Source organism: Burkholderia sp. JPY481 (genome assembly GCF_038900515.1).
In the GTDB taxonomy this organism is placed as follows: domain Bacteria; phylum Pseudomonadota; class Gammaproteobacteria; order Burkholderiales; family Burkholderiaceae; genus Paraburkholderia; species Paraburkholderia youngii.
In genome coordinates this window covers 63,702-82,956 of record NZ_JAYMRT010000008.1, presented here as the reverse complement: position 1 = coordinate 82,956, position 19,255 = coordinate 63,702, and the positions used below count along the sequence as shown (strand labels likewise).

Here is a 19,255-nt window from a genome sequence, read left to right as displayed (position 1 = left end):
GGACAGGGGCGCCACGCTCGCTTAGCCGTTGGCGCCACTGGCGTGCGCGACGTTTAGCCAGGCGATGACATGGTGATCCGATGAAGACGATAAAAATCGAGCAGTGCAACGGATACGAGATTGGTATCAGAACGGTCCTTGCATGACGGCAACGGCAGGCCAGAGGCGGACGCAACTTCGGCGGGCGGCTATGCTGCGTTCGTGCAGATCGCGCGTGACGGCGAGGTCTGCGTGGACTGGCACATGCCGCAGCGTCTAAGACGCTGGGCCGCGCGTGAGGATGCCGAAGCGCAGGCGAAGGACTACGCAGTTCACCTGGTCGAGCGGCGCCCATTCGACCGACCGCCGCCGGATTTCCCGCAGGCCGCCTGATGGCGGCGTAAAACCTGAGCAGAGGGAGGCAGTTTCAAAGAGATCGTGATGGAACTTCATTTGCGTTCGCATCGTTTCAATAGCCGCATCAGGGAAGTGGAAGGAAAGCAGTGACGTGCAGGCGAGCGTTACTCGGACGTCAAGAGGTTTGCGCCATGAAAAGACGATTGTGTGTCCTTGTCCCAGCAGCCATGATCGCTGGGTTATGGTCAGAGAACGTCATGTCGGCCAGCCCCCTGCCGACGTTGCCCCTGCAGCATGACATCTGGATCACCGGGACAGTGGAGCGTGGGGGCGGGAAGTACGCGCTGGGTGACTATCCGACGATAGTGCTGGATCGACCTTCCACTTCCCCCTGCAACGACAAGGTGCTCTCGGACATCCCTCTTGCCGACGGAGGCGAGGCAGCGCCCTCACTGCTGCTGCCGTACCTGAACCAGCGGGTTGCAGTCAAGGGACGCGTAAGCTGCCCTGACTCGGGCATTCAATTTACGCCGCAGCCGGACGTCGTGTTTCCCGTCTGGTAGGGCAAGGGGAAGCACACGACCATCACCTTTCGGCAGCGCCTGACCAGAGTCACATATCCGTGATCGGCGTCCCGACCATCGCGCGCGAGGGCAGGCAAGCCGGCCGTGCGGCTGCCGTTGCCACGCTACGCACGCTGCCGCAGTGCATCGACCAGCGCTAACGGCTTCGCTGGCACACGGCTGGTGGGCGGGAAGACACCTCTGATACCTGCATCTGGCGTTACCACGAGGGCAGGAGACGGACCAGCGTCCCCGCCGCGATATCGTTCGACGTCGAGAAATCCGGTAGCACCCCAATGCCTCCGCCCGCGAGTGTTGCGGCGCGGCAGGCCGTTGCCGTGTTTGTCACGATCGGGCTCTGGCAACGAACAGTGCATGTCGTGCCAGGGCGTGCCACGCGACTATCCGATGAAGGCCGTGCGCTCTTCGGGCGCACCGATACGTTCTTCATCGCCCCGGCTAATGTCTCGGATGACGCGGACGTCGCGCGCGGCGTGGGCGTCTGGCACCGAGGTGGCCTTCCCGGATTCCTGCGCGTCGACGACGATGTCACGCTGACCACGCGCGACTGTCGCGGGCAACAAGCTTCTCAGCACGATTGGCAATCTGCTGGTCGACCCGCGCGCGGGCCTGGTATTCGCAGACTTCTAGCACGGCGACCTGCTCTACGTCGCCGCCGAGGCGGAGGTCGTCTGGGACGGCCCCTTTCATGTTGGCGAGCTGCGGGGCAGTGAGGGGGGCCTGCCGTTTCGCCGGACGTCGGCGCAATTTGCACGCGAACTGGTTCCTGAATCCGAGACGTGGATTCGCTTGCGTGGAGCCATTGAGCAGGAGACCGTTCATATCCGCTCGTTTCTGCTGGGGCGCGAGGGCGGGGACCGGCTGCCGGCATTTGAGTCGGGCCAGTCTCTGCCGATACGGCTTGCCGTGCCGTGCCACGCCGCGCCGCTGGTGTGGAGCTAAACATTGTCGGTGCACGCCGACCGCCGTCGCTACCGTATCAGCTTGGAGCGGCACGGTGTGGCATCTCGTTCATGCGTGATCTCGACCAGCGGCTGCGCGCACTGAACGGACAGCGCGTCCGCTCCGTCTACCGCGACCGACTTGCGCCGGTAGCCCGTGGTCGCGAGCAGCAGGCTGCGCGTGTATTCGTGCTCGATCTGCTGCGCGCGAATGGATGCGATATCGCGTTGCTCGACAATCTCACCATGGCGCATGACCGCGACGCGCGAGCAGAGAAAGCCCACCACCGCCAGATTGTGGCTCACCAGCATCATCGTCAAATTGCGTTCGCGATGAAGCCGTCTCAGCAGGTTGAGGATTTCGGCTTGCACGGACACATCGAGCGCGGACGTCGGCTCATCCAGCAGCAGCACGCGCGGTTCGACGATCAGCGCCCGAGCAATTGCGACGCGCTGCCGCTGCCCTCCGGACAGCTGATGCGGATAGCGGAAACGATAAGACGGACCCAAGCCGACTTCGCGCAGCGCATCGACAATGCGTTCTTCCTGCCCGCCGATGCCGTTGATGGTCAGCGGCTCGCGCAAGCTCTGATCGATTGTGAAGCGCGGATGCAGCGAGCCGTACGGGTCCTGAAACACCATCTGCACGTCGCGTCGGAAGGAGCGGTCGAGTTTTTCTCCGAGCACGTGCGAGCCGATTTTCATATGACCCCCGGCGACGGGCGCGAGACCGGTCAATGCGCGCAGGATCGTCGACTTGCCGGAACCCGATTCGCCGACCAGTCCGAACACCTCACCTTCTCCGACATGAAAGCTCGCCGCGCGCACCGCGTCGAAGCGGCCGGTCCTGGTTTTGAAGCGCACCGTCAAAGCGTCGACATCGATCATGCTGATTCTCCTGCCGGTTGCGTGAGCCATGCCGCGTCCCGCTTCAGCACGGGCAGTTGCTCGGGTGGATCGACAAGCGGAGGATTCGCCGCGAGCAGGGCACGCGTGTAGGGATGCTGCGCGTGGACGAGATCGCGCGCCGCGCAGGTTTCCACGACGCGTCCCGCGAACATCACGACGACGCGGTCGCAGAATGACATGACGAGGGGCAGGTCGTGGCTGATAAAAATGAGGCCAGTGTCATGCTTTGCGATCATCTCGTCGAGAATCCCGAGGACCTGCATCGAGACGAGCACGTCGAGCGCGCTGGTGGGTTCATCGGCGATCAGCAGACGCGGCCCGGACGACACCATCATGGCGATCATCACGCGCTGCCCCATGCCACCCGACAACTCGTGCGGGTAGGAGTCGGCGACACGCTCCGGATCGCGGATATGCACCGCTGCCAGTGCCTCGATGATTTTCTCGCGTATCTCGCGGCGGCCGAACTTCGACCCGTGCAGTTCGAACGCTTCGCGCATTTGCTGCGCGACGGTCATCACCGGGTTCAGTGAGTATTTCGGATCTTGCAGGATCATGCCCATCTGCTGGCCGCACAGTTGCCGGCGCTTGCGCGCCGGCATGGCAAGCAGATCCTGACCGTCGAACTTCATCGCCTTCGCATGACATTGCGCCTCAGGCGGAAGCAGGCCGAGCAGCGCGCGCCCGGTCAGCGACTTGCCGGAACCGGATTCGCCGACGATGCCAAGCCGCTCGCCGCGCCGCAGCGTCAGCGAAAGGCCGCGCACCGCTTCGCTCAATTCGCCGCCATGACCGCGAAAGCCGATTCGCAGGTCGTCGATTTCACACAAAGGCTGGGCCATATCGATTGGCATGTCAGCCTCCATGGCGCGGATCGAAGACGTCTCGCAGACCGTCGCCGAGCAGGTTGAAGGCAAGACTCACCAGCAGAATGGCGAAGCCGGGAATAGTGGCCACCCACCACGAATCGAGCAGCACGTTGCGGCCCGACGCGACCATGAAACCCCACTCGGGGCTGGGCGGTTGTGCGCCGAGGCCGAGGAACCCGAGGCCCGCGACAGTGAGAATGATGCCGGCCATATCGAGGGTCGCGCGCACGATCACCGACGACGAGCACAGCGGCATGATGTAGAGCAGGAGAATGCGCTTGCGCGAGGCGCCCTGCAAGCGCGCGACGTGAATGAAATCGGCCTGCACGAGCCGAAGCGTTTCCGCCCGCGCGAGGCGGGCATAGGCCGGCCACGCGGTAATCGAAATGGCGATCACCGCGTTGATCACACCGGGCCCCAAGGCGGCCGCGAAAGCCAGCGCGAGTACGATCTTCGGAAAGGCGAGTGCTACGTCGGTGATCCGCATCAGCGCGTGGTCCGCCCAGCCGCCGAAGAAGCCGGCAGTGGTGCCGATCAAAAGCCCCACCGGAACCACGATCACCACGACGAGAATCGCGATCGAGAGCGTGAGGCGTGAGCCGTAGATCAGACGCGAGAGGATGTCCCGGCCAAGCTGGTCGGTGCCGAACCAGTGCGATGGCGAACCCGGCGGCAGCAGGCGGTCGGAGAGGACTTGCTGCAGCGGATCGTGCGGTGACATTAGCGGCCCGATTGCTGCAATGATGATCAGCAAGGTCAGAATCACGAGGCCGAAGACCGACAGCGGATTACCCGAGAAGCGTCGCCAGCGCCGGTAAGCGAGGCCAAGCGCGGCCTGCTTGCGTGACGCGGGCGTGTCGCTCAGCAGCCAGTCTTTCCATCGTCGGGGCGCGGCATTCATCGGCCAGTCCTGCGTTTGCATCGATTCATCGGTAGGGGGACGCACGAAAGAGACCTCCGCAATGTCAGCGGGCGCGTGGATCGAACACGCGATAGAGCGCGTCGGTCAACAGGTTGAGCGCGATAAACGTGACGCCGATCACGAGCGTGCTGCCGAGCACGGCGTTCATATCGGCGTTCAGGAGGGCGCCCGTCAGGTACGAACCGATACCGGGCCAGGCGAAGACGATTTCGGTCAGCACCGAGCCTTCGAGCAGATAGCTGTACGTGAGCGCGATCACGGTCAGAAGCGGCACGGCGATATTACCGAACGCGTGGCGCCAGACCACCCGGCGCTCGGGCAGGCCTTTCGCGCGCGCCGTGGTGATGTACTCCTGGCTGAGTTGATCGAGCATGAACGAACGCGTCATGCGGCTCAGATAGGCGACCGAGTAGTAGCCGAGAATGGCCGCGGGCAGCGCGATATGCGAGAACGCATTGAAGAACACATCCCATTCGCCGGCGATGAGCGAGTCGATCAGCAGACTGCCTGTGCGCGTATCGACCATGCCGTCGAATACCGGATCGACGCGTCCCGGCCCCGCCACCCAATGCAGCTTCGCGTAGAACAGCAGCAGGCCCATCAACCCGAGCCAGAACACCGGCACGGAACTGCCGACGAGGCCGACGAAGCGCGCGACGTGATCGATCCAACGGTTATGGCGCACGGCGGCGATCACGCCCAGCGGCACGCCGATCAGCACGCCGATGATGGTCGACAGGGTCGCGAGTTCGAGCGTTGCAGGAAACACCCGCCGGATGTCTTCGATCACAGGATGCGCGGTCAGCAGCGACATACCGAAATTGCCATGCAGCACATCGCGCACGTAGATCAGGAACTGCACTGCGAGCGGCGCGTCGAGCCCGAGTTGAAGACGCGCCGCCGCGTAGGCTGCGGCTGACGCGCGATCGCCGAGAATCGCCAGCACCGGATCGATCGGTATTTTGCGGCCGATCACGAACGTGACCGCCAGCAACCCGGCGAAGGTGATGACGAGAGTGACGATCCAGCGCACGAGGCGCAAGGTCCAGCGCACGCTGGCGCTTTCAACCGAAAGCGCGCGCATGCGCTCGAAAGTCGTGAGGCGAGTGGACATGGTAAGTTCCTCGGTCGAAGGCGAAGCCCGGACAGTCTCGCCTCCACCGCAAACGTTACTGCTTCTTCAGATCACGATACGACACGAGGTCGTTGATCGGACCCACCTCGAGACCCGTTACGCCCGGTCGTGCGGCCACCTGCGAGACCTGCTGGAACATGATCACGAAGGGGGAGCTCGCGAGCACCTGCTTCTGCATGGTCTGGTACAGCTCGGCGCGCTTCGCCGTCGACGATTCGGCGAGCGCCGCGTTGGTTTCCTTCGTCAGGCCAGGGATGTCCCATGAGTTGCGCCACGCGAGCATCTTATAGGCCGACTTCTCGGAATTGTCGGGATTCCAGGTGAATCCCTGGGCATTGCTGTGCGGGTCGATGTAATCGGCCGACCATTCGCCGATATAAATGTCATGCGAGCGCGAGCGGTATTTGGCTAGCGTCTGCTTGTTGTCGCCGGGGATGATCTGTACCTTGATGCCGCCTTGGGCAAGGTTCGCCTGCACTGCCTCGGCGATTTCGCCGTACGGGTAGCCGTTACGCACGTCCATCGTCACGGAAAAGCCGTTCGGAAGCCCGGCCTTTGCCAGCAGTTCCTTGGCCTTGGCGACGTTCTGCTGGTAGGGGTCGGTATTCAGCGCGCCGAGGAAACCTTCGGGGAGGAAGGTTTCGTGCACCTTGTAGGTGGTTTTGGCGACGTTGCTCTGAATCCCGTTGTAGTCGATCAGCCACTTCATCGCTTGCTGGACTTCCGGTTTGACCAGATTCGGATTCTTGACGTTCAGGCCGAGGTATAGAAGCGTCGCTTGCGGCACCGCGCTCACATGCGCCTTGCCGGACTTCGTCAGCGCGACGAGATCATCAGGACTGAGGTTGCGCGCCACATCGACGTCACCGTTCTCGAGCAGCAGGCGCTGGCTCGACGCTTCCGGCACGTGACGCAACACGATCCGCTTCATCGCGAGCGGTACGCGATAACCGTCGAAGCGCTGCAGGACGATGCTGTCGTTGGCAGTCCATTTGACGAGCTTGTAGGCGCCAGAGCCGGCCTCGTTCGTGCGCAGCCATTCGTTGCCGAAGTCAGTGCCTTTCTGGTGCGTGAGCAGCAACTGCCTGTCCACCACCGACGCAGGCCACGAACCGAGTACGTTCAGCACAAACGTCGGCGCGTATTTCTGGTCGGTCGTCACACTGACGGTTGTGTCGTCGACCTTCTTCACGTTGGCCAGCACGTTGTCTTTGGTCAAACCGATGCCTTGCAGCACGGCCGCCGCGCCTTTATCGAGGAGGACGGTGCGCTGGATCGACCACGCGACGTCGTCGGCGCTCAACGCGTTGCCCGAGTGGAACCTGAGACCTGGACGGATCTTGAACGTGAAGGTCAGGCCGTCGGGGCTCACGGTCCATGATTGTGCGACATCGCCGTTGAATTTCGACGGGTCTTTCAGATCGACGCGCACTAGCCGGTCATACGTATTCGCCACATATTCTTCCGGCACCAGTTCGTAGATTTCGCCCGGATCGAGAGTGGTGAATTCGTCGAGGAGCGTGGCCATAACGAACATGTCTTTCGGCGTCGCCGCCGCAGCGGGGACGGCGGCTGTGAACGACAAGGTCAAGGCGGAGGAGATCACCGCCGCCGTCAGTGCATTGCGCAATACCAGTTTCATTGCCGCTCCATAAGGAATGGGTAGAGCCTGTCAGGGAACAACGGATGGAGAAATCGAACGCCACTACATGAGACGCAACGGACCGCTTTCGCTGTTGTCTATCAACGGCAGCGCGCGGGAGCCAGGCAACTCGTAATGCCACCATTCGCTCTTGATGTGGATGAAGCCGGCTGCGTGCATGATGCCGAGCAGTAACACGCGGTTGCGCTGCACATGCGCTGGCAGGCCAGTATGGAAGTGTTCGGACTCGATCGTCATCGCGTCGAAGCCTGTGCCCATGTCGAGTTCGTTGCCGTCAGCGTCGAGCAGCGTCAGATCGATCGCCGTGCCGCGGCTATGGTTCGAACCACGGCCAAGCTCAGCGATGTAGGTCGGATCGGGCAGAAAATCCCACAGCACCTGTTGCGCCTGGGGCGGACGGTACGCATCGAAAATCCGCACGGTCAAGCCGGCGTTGCGGGCAATCTCTACTGCCTCGCGCAAAGCGGCTTCCGCGGGTTCGAGCAGCAGGCAGTGAGCTTCCTTGTAGATGGGCTTGCCTGTCAAGTTGCGCTCGGTGGCATAGACGAGGTCGATGTCCACGCCATGCGTGGCGGCGGTGATTTCGATGAGTCGCGGTTGTGTCATGGCGGGCGCGTTCAGATTCCGGATGTGAGAGGTTTAGAGATCGAACTGATTGAATCCGCCTTGCAGCTAGCTGCGACGCGTTCGTCGATCGCGGCCCCCAGTTGAGCAACGATCGCGGTAATCATCAGCAGGTTGAACAGACAGCTGAGCGGCGCCAGCGAGTCCCAGAACTGGCCGACATCGGTTTTGATCTGCAACAGGTCGCAATCGAATTCACGAGCCCACGGGCAATAGATGTCGGTGACCAGTGAAACTGCCCGCCACGATGCGCTGCGGCTTCACAGTAGCGGCGCGCGATCACCGGGTAGGCGCGCGTGTCGGTAATGACGAGGATCGGTGCGGCGAATTCCGAGTTCAGCGAATCGACGTATGAGACGGACAGGCCGTCGGAGTACAAGACGCGCGGACGGATGTATTCGAGGTAGCCGTAGAACGCGTTGCTGGTGCCGCGGGTGGACTGGATGCCGACGATATATACGGCGTCCACTTGGGAGATGCGCTCCGCGATGCGGGCGAACATGGGCGATTGCGCCAACTGGTACACATGCTGGATCGCGTCGATTTCGAGTTGCAGCGAGCGGGTCATGGCGCCGGTTTGGACGTTTTCGCCATGGTGCGGAGTGTTGGCGAACTGCCCGAACACGCGCAGGTATTCGTCGAGCCGGTCGGTAATCATCCACGCGCGCCCCTGCGCGCCACGCAGTTCGCGCTTGAGGTCGTCGAGGTTGCGATAGCCGACGCTGCGCAGGAAACGCCCCACGGAGATTCCGCTGGTGGCCGTTTGCTGCGCGATCTGATCAGCCGGCTCCAGGCCTAGTCGCTCGAGATGAGCCAGCATGTAACTGGCAATGCGCTGGGGCGTTCGAGTGAGTTCGGCAAAGTGGGCCTCGACGGTCTGTGCGAAAGCGGTCGGCATGTCAGCGCGGATGGATTTATGGTTAATTGCCTGTCATACATTACGTCAATGACATGTATCTAACAAAGCCAATAAAGTCAGCGCCAGCTTAAAGAATCAATTGAATGCCGCTGTCCAATAGCCTGTGGGCGAGACTTCCGCTTACGGCCCGCGTATTTGGGTGGATGCCGCTATTCGATGCCCCCATTCTGTGGCTCCAAAGTTTTGTCCCCTAATGATGGCCTGGCGGGGTTTGGATGTCGATCTGCTAGGCCATCCCTACTCCGCACATGGATAACCATCGACGTGCAGGCCGCAATTAGCGCGGGAAGGGCGCCGAGCAAATCCGGTTGTGCACGTGGACTTTTATCTGCTCTCGCGCCGAGGCAATCGCGTCAAGCCCGCCTCGCGCAGCAGTACGACGAAGCGACTGGCGTTGGAGTTCACGTTGGTCAGCGTCGTGAACATGGCGTAGAGAATGAACCGGTCTGACTCGCGATCCGCGTGCCCCGTGAGGCGCGCAAGCCTGTTGTACTGCGCGATGCCCTTGACGGCATGCACCAACAGATCCTGCAGGTCAGCAGTTGTCGCGTCCTTGCCGCAATTGCCCTTCAAAGATGCGCAACCAGGTTGTACACCCGTGCGGTCAGTCTTTGCGACGCAAGTGCGCACGGAACATATCCTCAGGAAGGGTCGTGCTGCAGGAATCGATCTAGCGGCGGGCGAATGCGCGAGGCCCACAACAGCCACCGAAGCGCTCGCCGACCTTCATTGGCGCTTGTCACTTTTGAGCTCAGGTTATCGTGCCGATTTGCGTTCGCCCATTTGTGCACGAGTTAGTAACTGCTCGCGCGCGATCGTGAGCAATGCTTCGAGTTCGGGAGTGTGCTCGCCGCGCCGCCAGACCATGTAGAGCGGGATCACGGGCGCCTCGCCCGCGAGCGGTCGCGCGCACGATGAACGATTGATCAGCGAGGCGGTGTAGGCGGGCAGTAGGCCGAGGCCGAGCCCCATGCTGATGAGATTGAGATTGAGCAGAATGTTGTTCGCGATCTGCGCCGTGCGCGGGCGGATGCCGTAAGCCTCGAAATACGCCTCTACCACCTTGTGCACCTGCCCCGCGGCGAGCGGATCCGTAGCAACGAAGGTCTCCCCGTCCAGCTGCTCGGGGGCGATTTCCTCGCATTGCGCAAGCCGATGGCTCGCGGGAAGGATCACCATCATCGGTTCCTCCAGCACGACCTCGCTTTCGAACACCGCCGCGTCGATCGGCCCGCGCATGAAGGCCACATCTATCCCGCCCACCGTCAGCAGGCTCTCCTGCTCGTAGGTGAGCAGGCTACGTAACTCGACGTTGATTTCCGGATACTCCATGCGCAGGCGCGGCAGGATGGCCGGGAAAATCTGTACCTCGGCCGCCGGCACGAAACCGATGGTAATCGTCGTGCGACTTCGCTCGCCGATGCGGCGCGCATGAGCGACGGCGCGAGCGGCCTGTTCGATCACGAGCTGCGCGTCGCTGCGGAAAGCGCGTCCGGCCTCGGTCAGTTCTACCTTGCGGCGCGTGCGCGTGAACAGCGGCGTGCCGATTTCCTCCTCGAGATCGCGGATTTGCTGGCTCAGTGAAGGCTGGGCGGTGCCAAGACGCTCGGCCGCACGCGTGAAGCTCAGCTCATCGGCCACGGCGATGAAATAGCGGAGATGTCGAAGTTCCATTCCGCCTTTTTATCGTTAAAACCTATCAATTGCAACAAACAAAGTATTTCAGTTTTTATGGCGGCCGTCGCAAAATCTGCGCACTTCGGTTCCAAATTCGAACCGGACGCTTGTCCGGAGGAGACAAATCATGTCTAAGAGCATTGACTTTGATGCGCTTGTCGATGCGCGTACTGGCCGCGTCGCATCGTCGATCTATACCGATCCCGAACTCTACGAACTCGAGCTTGAGCGCATCTTTGGCCGCACCTGGCTGTTTCTGGCCCATGTGAGCCAGATCCCGAAGGCCGGCGATTTCTTCAACACCTACATGGGCGAGGACCCGATCGTCGTCGTCCGCCAGAAAGACGGCTCCGTCAAGGCCTTCCTGAACCAGTGCCGTCATCGCTCGATGCGCGTGTCGTATGCCGATTCGGGCAATACCCGTGCGTTCACGTGTCCGTACCACGGCTGGTCGTATGGCACTGATGGCGCGCTCGTCGACGTGCCGCTCGAAGAACGTGCCTATCCTCACGGCCTGTGCAAGGAGAAGCTTGGCCTTCAGGAAGTCACGCGCGTGGCTGAGTACAAGGGCCTCATTTTCGGCAACTGGGACGCCACGGCGCCGGATCTGCGTGACTACATGGGCGACATTGCCTGGTATCTCGACGGCGTGCTCGATCGCCGCGAGGGCGGCACGGAGATCATCGGCGGCGTGCAGAAATGGGTGATCGACTGCAACTGGAAGTTCCCGGCGGAGCAGTTCGCGAGCGATCAGTACCACGCGCTGTTCTCGCATGCGTCGGCGGTGCAGGTACTGGGCGCCAAGCCCGACGGTGAGGCAAAGCAACTCGGCGCGGGCCAGACTGCGCGCCCCGTCTGGGAAACGGCGAAGGACGCGCTGCAGTATGGCCAGGCAGGTCACGGCAGTGGCTTTTTCTTCACGGAGCAGCCGGATGCCAACGTCTGGGTGGACGGCGAAGTCTCGCAGTACTTCCGCGACAGCTATGCCGAGGCCGAGCAGCGCCTCGGCCAGGTTCGTGCACTGCGTCTCGCGGGCCACAACACGATGTTCCCGACCCTGTCCTGGCTCAATGGCACGGCCACGCTGCGCGTGTGGCATCCGCGCGGCCCGAACCAGGTTGAAGTCTGGGCATTCTGCATCGCCGACAAGGATGCGTCGCCAGAGGTGAAGGCTGCGTTCGAGCGCAGCGCGACGCGCGCGTTCGGTCCGGCGGGCTTTCTTGAGCAGGATGATTCCGAGAACTGGGTCGAAATCCAGAAGGTGCTGCGCGGCAAGCGCGCGCGGCAGACGAAGCTGATCGTCGAAATGGGTCTGGGCAACGAAAAGGTGCGCGAGGACGGTATCCCCGGCATTACGAACTACATCTTTTCCGAAACCGCGGCACGCGCTATGTACCGCCGCTGGGCTGATCTGCTGGCGAGCGAGACCTGGGATGAAGTCCATGAGCGCACCCAGCGTTACGAGCAGGAGGTACTGAAGCGTGACTGATACGACCAAACTTCTGAGGGCCGTTCCGCTCGAGCTGCATCACGAGATCGAACAGTTCCTCTGTTACGAGGCTGAACTGCTCGACGACTGGCAATTCCGCGATTGGCTCGATCTCGTCAGCAAGGACATCGCCTATACGATGCGCACGACCGTCAACGCGCAGACGCGCGACCGTCGCCGCAGCGTGCAGCCGCCGACGACCTGGGTATTTGACGACAGCTGGCATCAGCTCGAGCGCCGGATTGCGCGCCTCGAGACCGGCATGGCCTGGGCCGAGGAACCGCCCTCGCGCACGCGCCACGTGATCAGCAATGTGCGAATCGCAGAGGGGGAGGTGCCGGGCGAGTTCGACGTGCGCCTGAATTATGTGCTGTACCGCTCGCAGAAGGAGCGCGACGAGACGTTATACGTCGGTACGCGGTTTGACCGCGTGCGCCGCGCCGACAGCGCGGCAGGCTGGCAGCTGTGTCGCCGCGAGATCGTGCTCGATCAGGCGACGCTGAATTCCCACAATCTAAGTGTTCTTTTCTGAAAACCATGGCCCAAGTATTTGTTTGCAGTGGTGATGCGCTGGCCGATGGCGAAGCGATCAAAGTGGATGCGTCTGTCGAAGCGATCGCGGTGTTCAAGGTCAATGGTGAATTGTTCGCGCTCGCTGACCGTTGCAGCCACGGTAATGCCTCGATGTCCGAAGGTTATGTCGAGGACGACGGCACGGTTGAGTGTCCGCTGCACGCTGCGCGCTTCTGTCTGAAGACGGGCGACGCGCTGTGTCAGCCCGCCACCGTGGCACTCAAGACCTTTCCGGTCAGCCTCGTGGACGGCAAGGTCTACGTCGACGTGCCGGAGGCGTGATGGATGCGAACCAGACGCCGGCGCCGGCCGGCTGGCTGCAGGGCGACGTCGCGCTGATCACGGGCGGCGGTTCCGGTCTCGGGCTTGCGCTGGTCGAGCGCTTCCTGCTGGAGGGTGCGAAGGTCGGCGTGCTCGAGCGCTCGCACGAAAAGGTCGACGCGCTGCGCGCTCGCTTCGGGGACGATGTGGTCGCGACGCAGGGTGACGTGCGCAGCTACGAGGACAATTCGCGCGCGGTGGCCGAGACGGTGAACCGCTTCGGCAAGCTCGACACCTTTATTGGCAACGCGGCGATCTGGGATCACGGGGCGAGCCTGATGAGTCTCACGCCCGAGCAGTTGGCCAACGGTTTTGACGAGTTGTTCCCTGTCAACGTGAAGGGCTATCTGCTCGGTGCGAAGGCGGCCGCGCCTGAGCTGATCAAGTCCGAGGGCAGCATGATCTTCACGCTGTCGAACTCGGCGTTCTATCCGGGCGGCGGCGGCCCGCTCTATACCGCGAGCAAGCATGCCGCCGTGGGCCTGATTCGTGAACTCGCCTACGAACTCGCGCCCAAGGTGCGCGTCAACGGTGTCGGTCCGTGCGGCATGGCGAGCGACTTGCGCGGCCCCGCTTCGCTCGGCCAGGAAAACATGCGGATCATGGACTCGCGCTCGCCCGAAGCGATTGCGAGCATTCTGCCGTTGCAGTTCTTTCCGCAAGCAGCGGATTTCACTGGCCCGTTCGTGTTGCTGGCCTCGCGAGCGAACAACCGCACGCTGAGCGGCGTGCTGCTCAATGCCGACGCGGGCCTCGCCATCCGTGGCATCCGCCATACGGCGGGCGGCCTGAATCTCTGATCGCGATGGCGCAATGCGAGGGCCACTCGAACGTGGCTCCTTACATCGAGACTTGTCATGACCTCATCCACTTTCGTGATCGTCGGCGCGGGCCAGGCCGGCGCCAATGCAGCGGCTGAACTGCGCCACCAGGGCTTCGATGGTCGCATCGTACTGGTGGGCGATGAAGCGCATGCGCCCTACGAGCGGCCGCCGCTCTCCAAGGATGTGCTGCTGCGTCCGGAAGAGACGCGCTGTGCCATGTACGCCGACGACTTCTACCAACAGAAGCGGATCGAACTCCGCCTCGGCGTGACCGTTGTCGGGCTCGACTTGTCGAGCCACGTGCTGGCTCTCTCGACGGGCGAATCGGTCGCGTTCGACAAACTGTTGATTGCGACCGGGGCGCGTGCGCGCCGCCTGCCGCTGCTCGACGCGCTGGGTGAGGGCGTGCACACGCTGCGCACGCTCGACGACGCCAGACGTTTGCGCGACGACCTGCGGCCGGGTCGCCACGTAATCGTGGTGGGGGCGGGCGTGATCGGTTTGGAGATTGCGTCGAGCGCCGTCGACCTCGGCGCGCGCGTCACGGTGCTCGAAGCAGGGCCGCGCGCGATGGGTCGCAATGCGCCGTCGATGTTGGCTGACTGGCTCTGCGACGTGCATCGCGGTCGGGGCGTGGAGTTGATCTTCGGCGCGCAAATCGAATCTGCGGCGCGCGTTGGCGGCGAGATCGTCCTGACGCTTGGGGACGGCACGACCGTAACGGGCGACACAGTGCTGTACGGCGTTGGTGCGATTCCGGACACGGCGCTGGCTGAAGCAGCCGGGCTGGCCATCGCGAACGGCATTGCCGTGGACGCGCAGTATCGTACTTCGCATCCCGACGTGTTTGCCGCTGGCGATGTGGCCGGCCGCCAGGATCCGGTGACGGGGCGCGTGGTGCGCCTCGAGACTTGGGAAAATGCCCAGAACCAGGGTGTCGCCGCCGCGCGTGCGATGCTCGGTCTCACCGTAGAGGCGCCGGGCGCGCCGTGGTTCTGGACCGACCAGTGCGGTCTCAACATCCAGCTGGTCGGCGAGATGGCGGCGTCCGATTGGGTCGTACGCGGCGCGCTCGATGCGCCGCCCGCCGTGCTGTTCGGCCTTGACGCCGGGGGCGCATTGACCGGTGCGATCACCGTGAACCAGGGGCGGGACATGCGCAGCCTGCGTGAACTCGTCGCAAGACATGTGGTACTCGCGCGCGAGGTGCTGGCCGATTCGGCGCAGAGCCTGCGCAATCTTGCCAAGGTAGCAGCATAGGTTGCAGCGGCATTCTACGCTCGGCAGCTTGCCCATCGCATCGGCGTGATGGCGGACAGGATCCACGTCTTTTTCGCGTCGGTCGAGCCATGCGCTGTTTGGCGTGCTGGGGGGCAATACTTCCTGTCGAGGCGCACCGTGCTCTACACGCAGGTGACCGTCGTCGACAACCATGGCTACGCGCATCAGGGGCGGGTGAGACCAGCACGCTATTGCCTGCGGGGACCACGACGGTGGTCGACCTTGGCATACGTCACAGCTTCCGAGCCCGGCGTGACGCGCCGTCTGTGAATGCCGGTGCGGCCGTCTGGCCGACGAGGAGCCTATTCCACCGAGAGCGCGACCGCGCGGAGCGGACTCATGACGGCCGGTCCGTTCGGTCGGTGCACCGCCATCATCTGAAACACGTTGCCGTCGCCAAGACGGCCGGAGCCCTGTAATGTCGATTCATCTCGAGTGTCTGTCCCATACGCCGCTGCACGGCTACTTCGATCCTGCGCCCGAGGTTGTGGCCGAGGTCGAACGGGTGACGGCGGCCGCGCGCGAGCGCGTGCGCGCCTACCATCCGGAACTGGTGGTCGTGTTTGCGCCGGATCACTACAACGGATTTTTCTATGACCTGATGCCGCCGTTCTGCATTGGCGCGGCCGCCACTGCGATTGGCGACTACAAGAGCCTCGCGGGCCCGCTGAACGTGCCGACTGAACTGGCAAAGGACATGACCGCCGCCGTACTCGCGGCCGACATCGACACCGCCGTGTCGTATCGCATGCAGGTGGACCATGGCTGCGCCCAGGCGCTCGAGGAACTGACGGGCGGGCTCGATCGCTACCCTGTTGTGCCGGTCTTCATCAATTCGGTGGCGCCGCCTTTGGCGACGCTGCGCCGCTCGCGCCTGCTCGGTCAGGCGATCGGCCGCTTCTTGCAAACGCTCGACCAACGCGTGCTGGTGATCGGCTCGGGTGGCATCTCGCACGAACCGCCGGTGCCTGAGCTCAACGGCGCGGCGAGCGACGTAGCCGAACGTCTGATCGCAGGCCGCAATCCGACGCCCGAGGCGCGCCAGCTGCGTCAGGAACGTACCGTGGCCGCAGCTAAAGCGTTCACGGCCGGCGACGCGCCGAACATGCGCGCGCTGAACCCGGCATGGGACCAGGCGTTCCTGTCGATGCTGCAGCATGACCTGCTCGCGGTCGACGGTCTGAGCAACAGCGCCATCACGCGCGACGGTGGCAGGTCTGCCCACGAGATCCGCACCTGGGTTGCTGCGTTTGGTGCGCTTTCGGCGTTCGGCGCATACGAGGCGCACCAGGACTTCTACCGCGCGATTCCCGAGTGGATCGCAGGCTTCGCTGCGATGCACGCGAAGCCGTCAGCCTGAATCAAAGGAGAACAGGGGATGACCCAGCAGAACATTCAAGCCATCGCGGCACGCCTGCGCGAAGCGGAGCGCACGCGTGAGGTAATCGAGCCGGTGCGCGGCGAGATCGCACTGGGCGGTATTCCGCTCGACGACATGTCGACAGCCTACGCGGTGCAACAGGCCAACATCGATGCGCGCATCGCCGCCGGCGAGCGCATCGTTGGCCGCAAGATCGGCCTGACTTCGCTCGCCGTGCAAAAGCAGCTCGGTGTCGATCAGCCGGATTTCGGCGCGCTGTTCGCGAACATGGCCTACGGCGACAACCAGCCGATGCCGCTCGCGAGCCTGATCCAGCCGAAGGTCGAAGCCGAGATCGCCCTGGTGCTGAAGCACGACCTCGTACGAGAGAAGCACACGTATGTGGACCTGATCAACGCGACCGACTATGCGCTGGCCGCGATCGAGGTGGTGGACAGCCGCATTCGCGGCTGGGACATCCGCTTTGTCGATACGGTCGCCGACAACGCATCGAGCGCGCTGTTCGTGCTAAGCAGTCGCCCTGTTCCGCTCGCTGATGTCGACCTGTTCAATGCCGCGATGACGCTCGAACGCGACGGCGAAGTCCTGTCGCGCGGCGGTGGTGCAGCGTGCCTTGGCAATCCGTTGAACGCAGCTATCTGGCTCGCAGATCGCATGGCGCAGCTCGGCACTCCCTTGCGCGCTGGTGACGTGGTGCTCACGGGTGCGCTTGGTCCGATGGTCGCCGTGACGCAGCCGGGCATCTATACGGCGAATATCGAAGGACTCGGCAGCGTACGCGCGACGTTCGTTTAGCACACTGAGCACTCAATTCATCAGGAAATCGACATGGCTTCGGCAAAACTCAAGGCGGCGATCATCGGCTCGGGCAACATCGGCACCGACCTCATGATCAAGATCATGCGGCATGGCAAGCATCTGGAAATGGGTGCAATGGTCGGCATCGACCCGAACTCGGATGGTCTCGCGCGGGCCGCGCGCCTCGGCGTGGCAACCACGCACGAAGGCGTGCAGGGGCTCGTGAACCTGCCCGTGTTCAAGGAGATCGACGTCGTGTTCGACGCGACATCGGCCGGCGCACACATCAGGAACGACGCGTTCCTGCGCCAGCACAAGCCCGGCATCCGCGTGATCGACCTCACGCCCGCCGCGATCGGCCCGTACTGCGTGCCGGTCGTGAACCTGGACGCGCAGCTCGCCGCGCTGAACGTGAACATGGTCACCTGCGGCGGCCAGGCCACGATCCCGATGGTGGCGGCCGTCTCGCGCGTCGCGAAGGTCCACTACGCGGAAATCGTCGCGTCGATTAGCAGCAAGTCGGCGGGCCCGGGCACCCGCGCGAACATCGACGAATTCACGGAAACGACCTCGAAGGCGATTGAAGCCGTCGGCGGTGCCGCTAAGGGCAAGGCGATCATCGTGCTGAACCCGGCCGAACCGCCGGTCATGATGCGCGACACCGTGTACGTGCTCTCGGAAGCCGCCGATCAGGCGAAGATCGAAGCCTCAGTCGAGGAAATGGCCAAGGCCGTCAACGCATATGTACCGGGCTATCGCCTGAAGCAGAAGGTGCAGTTCGACGTGATTCCGGAGAGCGCGCCGTTCAACATCCCGGGCCTCGGCAGGTTCAGTGGCGTGAAGACCTCGGTCTTCCTCGAGGTGGAAGGCGCTGCGCACTATCTGCCGGCCTACGCGGGCAACCTCGACATCATGACCTCGGCGGCGCTCGCCACCGCGGAGCGCATCGCAAGTTCGGTCGTCGCCGCATAAAGGACAACGCACATGAGCAAGAAACTCTATATCTCCGACGTGACGCTGCGCGATGGCAGCCACGCGATCCGTCACCAGTACTCGATCCAGAACGTGCAGGACATCGCACGGGCGCTCGACAAGGCCAAGGTCGATTCGATCGAAGTCGCGCACGGCGACGGCCTGCAGGGTTCGAGCTTCAACTATGGCTTCGGCGCGCATAGCGACCTCGAATGGATCGAGGCGGTGGCCGACGTGATCTCGCACGCGAAGATCGCGACGCTGCTGCTGCCCGGGATCGGCACGATTCACGACCTGAAGGCCGCGTACAACGCGGGCGCGCGCGTGGTGCGCGTGGCGACGCACTGCACGGAAGCCGACATCTCGAAGCAGCACATCGAATACGCACGCGAACTCGGCATGGACACCGTCGGCTTCCTGATGATGAGCCACATGACCACGCCAGAGAACCTGGCAGTCGAAGCGAAGAAGATGGAAAGCTACGGCGCGACCACGATCTACGTGGTCGATTCGGGTGGCGCACTGACGATGAATGACGTGCGCGATCGCTTCCGCGCGGTGAAGGCCGTGCTGAAACCCGAAACGCAGACCGGCATGCACGCGCACCACAACCTGTCGCTGGGCGTGGCGAACTCGATCGTCGCAGTGGAAGAAGGTTGCGACCGGATCGATGCCTCACTTGCGGGAATGGGCGCGGGCGCGGGCAACGCGCCGCTCGAAGTGTTCATCGTGGCAGCGGAGCGCATGGGCTGGAATCACGGCACCGATCTCTACACGTTGATGGACGCCGCCGACGACATCGTGCGTCCGCTGCAGGACCGCCCGGTGCGCGTCGATCGCGAAACGCTCGCGCTCGGTTATGCGGGCGTGTATTCGAGCTTCCTGCGTCATTCGGAAGTGGCCGCGAAGAAGTACGGCCTGAAGACCGTCGACATTCTGGTCGAACTGGGCAAGCGCCGCATGGTCGGCGGTCAGGAAGACATGATCGTCGACGTCGCGCTCGATCTGCTCAAGCGGCAGTGAGACAAGGGGCAGGC

19 protein-coding genes and 3 pseudogenes are annotated in these 19,255 nt (G+C 63.2%); 11 read left to right on the top strand and 11 right to left on the bottom strand.

The features are described 5' to 3' along the window. Positions 1-138: 138 nt before the first annotated feature. Both VSR82_RS20265 and VSR82_RS20260 read left to right on the top strand, forming a co-directional pair. Positions 139-372 carry a hypothetical protein gene (locus tag VSR82_RS20265; RefSeq protein WP_429463043.1) on the top strand — a complete coding sequence of 78 codons (234 nt, stop codon included), beginning with the start codon at positions 139-141 and terminating at the stop codon, positions 370-372. A gap of 155 nt (positions 373-527) precedes the next feature. Further along, positions 528-899 carry a hypothetical protein gene (locus tag VSR82_RS20260; RefSeq protein WP_410842360.1) on the top strand — a complete coding sequence of 124 codons (372 nt, stop codon included), beginning with the start codon at positions 528-530 and terminating at the stop codon, positions 897-899. Between the two features lie 549 nt (positions 900-1,448). Here VSR82_RS20260 and VSR82_RS20255 read toward each other — a convergent pair. From VSR82_RS20255 to VSR82_RS20205, 11 genes and pseudogenes are all read right to left on the bottom strand, one after another. Then, the gene (locus VSR82_RS20255; RefSeq protein ID WP_498858011.1) at positions 1,449-1,742 is read right to left on the bottom strand and encodes a hypothetical protein; all 294 of its coding nucleotides are present in this window, start codon (positions 1,740-1,742) and stop codon (positions 1,449-1,451) included. A gap of 149 nt (positions 1,743-1,891) precedes the next feature. Then, the gene (locus VSR82_RS20250) at positions 1,892-2,749 is read right to left on the bottom strand and encodes an ABC transporter ATP-binding protein (RefSeq protein WP_410842362.1); all 858 of its coding nucleotides are present in this window, start codon (positions 2,747-2,749) and stop codon (positions 1,892-1,894) included. Next, positions 2,746-3,624 (bottom strand): ABC transporter ATP-binding protein, encoded by an 879-nt coding sequence (locus VSR82_RS20245; protein WP_429463045.1) that lies wholly within the window; start codon positions 3,622-3,624, stop codon positions 2,746-2,748. Before VSR82_RS20245 ends, VSR82_RS20250 begins: the two co-directional genes overlap by 4 nt. Position 3,625: 1 nt before the next feature. After that, positions 3,626-4,540 carry a nickel transporter permease gene (nikC, locus tag VSR82_RS20240; protein WP_410851060.1) on the bottom strand — a complete coding sequence of 305 codons (915 nt, stop codon included), beginning with the start codon at positions 4,538-4,540 and terminating at the stop codon, positions 3,626-3,628. 64 nt (positions 4,541-4,604) lie between these two features. Then, on the bottom strand, positions 4,605-5,675 hold the full coding sequence (locus VSR82_RS20235; RefSeq protein ID WP_368582554.1) for an ABC transporter permease: 1,071 nt from the start codon (positions 5,673-5,675) through the stop codon (positions 4,605-4,607). Between the two features lie 55 nt (positions 5,676-5,730). Further along, a complete protein-coding gene (locus VSR82_RS20230; RefSeq protein WP_429463046.1) occupies positions 5,731-7,338 on the bottom strand; it encodes an ABC transporter substrate-binding protein in 1,608 nt (535 codons plus the stop codon). A 63-nt stretch (positions 7,339-7,401) separates the two neighbouring features. Beyond that, positions 7,402-7,965 carry a D-alanyl-D-alanine dipeptidase gene (gene ddpX, locus VSR82_RS20225; RefSeq protein WP_018432803.1) on the bottom strand — a complete coding sequence of 188 codons (564 nt, stop codon included), beginning with the start codon at positions 7,963-7,965 and terminating at the stop codon, positions 7,402-7,404. Between the two features lie 33 nt (positions 7,966-7,998). Further along, positions 7,999-8,533 (bottom strand): annotated as a pseudogene (locus tag VSR82_RS20220) (MurR/RpiR family transcriptional regulator); the annotation flags it as partial. 74 nt (positions 8,534-8,607) lie between these two features. Next, positions 8,608-8,881: pseudogene (locus tag VSR82_RS20215) on the bottom strand (MurR/RpiR family transcriptional regulator); the annotation flags it as partial. A 369-nt stretch (positions 8,882-9,250) separates the two neighbouring features. Next, a pseudogene (locus VSR82_RS20210) lies at positions 9,251-9,532 on the bottom strand (hydroxylamine reductase); the annotation flags it as partial. Positions 9,533-9,658: 126 nt separating this feature from the next. Then, on the bottom strand, positions 9,659-10,576 hold the full coding sequence (locus VSR82_RS20205) for a LysR substrate-binding domain-containing protein (protein ID WP_368582552.1): 918 nt from the start codon (positions 10,574-10,576) through the stop codon (positions 9,659-9,661). 130 nt (positions 10,577-10,706) lie between these two features. Here VSR82_RS20205 and hcaE point away from each other — a divergent pair, with 130 nt between their 5' ends. The 9 genes from hcaE to dmpG all read left to right on the top strand — a co-directional run bounded on the left by hcaE (position 10,707) and on the right by dmpG (position 19,241). Next, positions 10,707-12,068 carry a 3-phenylpropionate/cinnamic acid dioxygenase subunit alpha gene (gene hcaE, locus VSR82_RS20200; protein ID WP_429463048.1) on the top strand — a complete coding sequence of 454 codons (1,362 nt, stop codon included), beginning with the start codon at positions 10,707-10,709 and terminating at the stop codon, positions 12,066-12,068. Beyond that, the gene (hcaF, locus tag VSR82_RS20195; protein ID WP_410842363.1) at positions 12,061-12,600 is read left to right on the top strand and encodes a 3-phenylpropionate/cinnamic acid dioxygenase subunit beta; all 540 of its coding nucleotides are present in this window, start codon (positions 12,061-12,063) and stop codon (positions 12,598-12,600) included. Before hcaE ends, hcaF begins: the two co-directional genes overlap by 8 nt. Positions 12,601-12,605: 5 nt before the next feature. Next, the gene (gene hcaC, locus VSR82_RS20190; RefSeq protein ID WP_429463049.1) at positions 12,606-12,923 is read left to right on the top strand and encodes a 3-phenylpropionate/cinnamic acid dioxygenase ferredoxin subunit; all 318 of its coding nucleotides are present in this window, start codon (positions 12,606-12,608) and stop codon (positions 12,921-12,923) included. Beyond that, positions 12,923-13,762, top strand: coding sequence for a 3-phenylpropionate-dihydrodiol/cinnamic acid-dihydrodiol dehydrogenase (gene hcaB / locus VSR82_RS20185; protein WP_410851007.1), 840 nt, complete (start codon positions 12,923-12,925; stop codon positions 13,760-13,762). The genes hcaC and hcaB overlap by 1 nt, the downstream gene beginning before the upstream one ends. A 57-nt stretch (positions 13,763-13,819) precedes the next feature. Beyond that, positions 13,820-15,046: a 3-phenylpropionate/cinnamic acid dioxygenase ferredoxin--NAD(+) reductase subunit gene (hcaD, locus tag VSR82_RS20180; RefSeq protein ID WP_429463050.1), complete on the top strand. Its 1,227-nt coding sequence runs from the start codon at positions 13,820-13,822 to the stop codon at positions 15,044-15,046. Positions 15,047-15,485: 439 nt separating this feature from the next. After that, a complete protein-coding gene (locus tag VSR82_RS20175; RefSeq protein ID WP_429463051.1) occupies positions 15,486-16,427 on the top strand; it encodes a 3-carboxyethylcatechol 2,3-dioxygenase in 942 nt (313 codons plus the stop codon). A gap of 18 nt (positions 16,428-16,445) precedes the next feature. Further along, complete coding sequence (mhpD, locus tag VSR82_RS20170) at positions 16,446-17,243, top strand: 2-keto-4-pentenoate hydratase (protein ID WP_429463052.1); 798 nt, start codon at positions 16,446-16,448, stop codon at positions 17,241-17,243. Between the two features lie 33 nt (positions 17,244-17,276). Further along, positions 17,277-18,218 (top strand): acetaldehyde dehydrogenase (acetylating), encoded by a 942-nt coding sequence (locus VSR82_RS20165; RefSeq protein WP_429463053.1) that lies wholly within the window; start codon positions 17,277-17,279, stop codon positions 18,216-18,218. A gap of 12 nt (positions 18,219-18,230) precedes the next feature. Continuing rightward, positions 18,231-19,241 (top strand): 4-hydroxy-2-oxovalerate aldolase, encoded by a 1,011-nt coding sequence (gene dmpG / locus VSR82_RS20160; RefSeq protein WP_498858010.1) that lies wholly within the window; start codon positions 18,231-18,233, stop codon positions 19,239-19,241. Positions 19,242-19,255: the final 14 nt, after the last annotated feature.

Bases quoted from the DNA above. Each gene is read 5' to 3' on its own strand.
- VSR82_RS20260 (WP_410842360.1), top strand. From the start codon at position 528: ATGAAAAGACGATTGTGTGTCCTTGTCCCAGCAGCCATGATCGCTGGG.
- VSR82_RS20255 (WP_498858011.1), bottom strand. From the start codon at position 1,742: ATGAACGGTCTCCTGCTCAATGGCTCCACGCAAGCGAATCCACGTCTC.
- VSR82_RS20250 (WP_410842362.1), bottom strand. From the start codon at position 2,749: ATGATCGATGTCGACGCTTTGACGGTGCGCTTCAAAACCAGGACCGGC.
- VSR82_RS20245 (WP_429463045.1), bottom strand. From the start codon at position 3,624: ATGCCAATCGATATGGCCCAGCCTTTGTGTGAAATCGACGACCTGCGA.
- nikC (WP_410851060.1), bottom strand. From the start codon at position 4,540: ATGAATGCCGCGCCCCGACGATGGAAAGACTGGCTGCTGAGCGACACG.
- VSR82_RS20235 (WP_368582554.1), bottom strand. From the start codon at position 5,675: ATGTCCACTCGCCTCACGACTTTCGAGCGCATGCGCGCGCTTTCGGTT.
- VSR82_RS20230 (WP_429463046.1), bottom strand. From the start codon at position 7,338: ATGAAACTGGTATTGCGCAATGCACTGACGGCGGCGGTGATCTCCTCC.
- ddpX (WP_018432803.1), bottom strand. From the start codon at position 7,965: ATGACACAACCGCGACTCATCGAAATCACCGCCGCCACGCATGGCGTG.
- VSR82_RS20205 (WP_368582552.1), bottom strand. From the start codon at position 10,576: ATGGAACTTCGACATCTCCGCTATTTCATCGCCGTGGCCGATGAGCTG.
- hcaE (WP_429463048.1), top strand. From the start codon at position 10,707: ATGTCTAAGAGCATTGACTTTGATGCGCTTGTCGATGCGCGTACTGGC.
- hcaC (WP_429463049.1), top strand. From the start codon at position 12,606: ATGGCCCAAGTATTTGTTTGCAGTGGTGATGCGCTGGCCGATGGCGAA.
- hcaB (WP_410851007.1), top strand. From the start codon at position 12,923: ATGGATGCGAACCAGACGCCGGCGCCGGCCGGCTGGCTGCAGGGCGAC.
- hcaD (WP_429463050.1), top strand. From the start codon at position 13,820: ATGACCTCATCCACTTTCGTGATCGTCGGCGCGGGCCAGGCCGGCGCC.
- VSR82_RS20175 (WP_429463051.1), top strand. From the start codon at position 15,486: ATGTCGATTCATCTCGAGTGTCTGTCCCATACGCCGCTGCACGGCTAC.
- mhpD (WP_429463052.1), top strand. From the start codon at position 16,446: ATGACCCAGCAGAACATTCAAGCCATCGCGGCACGCCTGCGCGAAGCG.
- VSR82_RS20165 (WP_429463053.1), top strand. From the start codon at position 17,277: ATGGCTTCGGCAAAACTCAAGGCGGCGATCATCGGCTCGGGCAACATC.
- dmpG (WP_498858010.1), top strand. From the start codon at position 18,231: ATGAGCAAGAAACTCTATATCTCCGACGTGACGCTGCGCGATGGCAGC.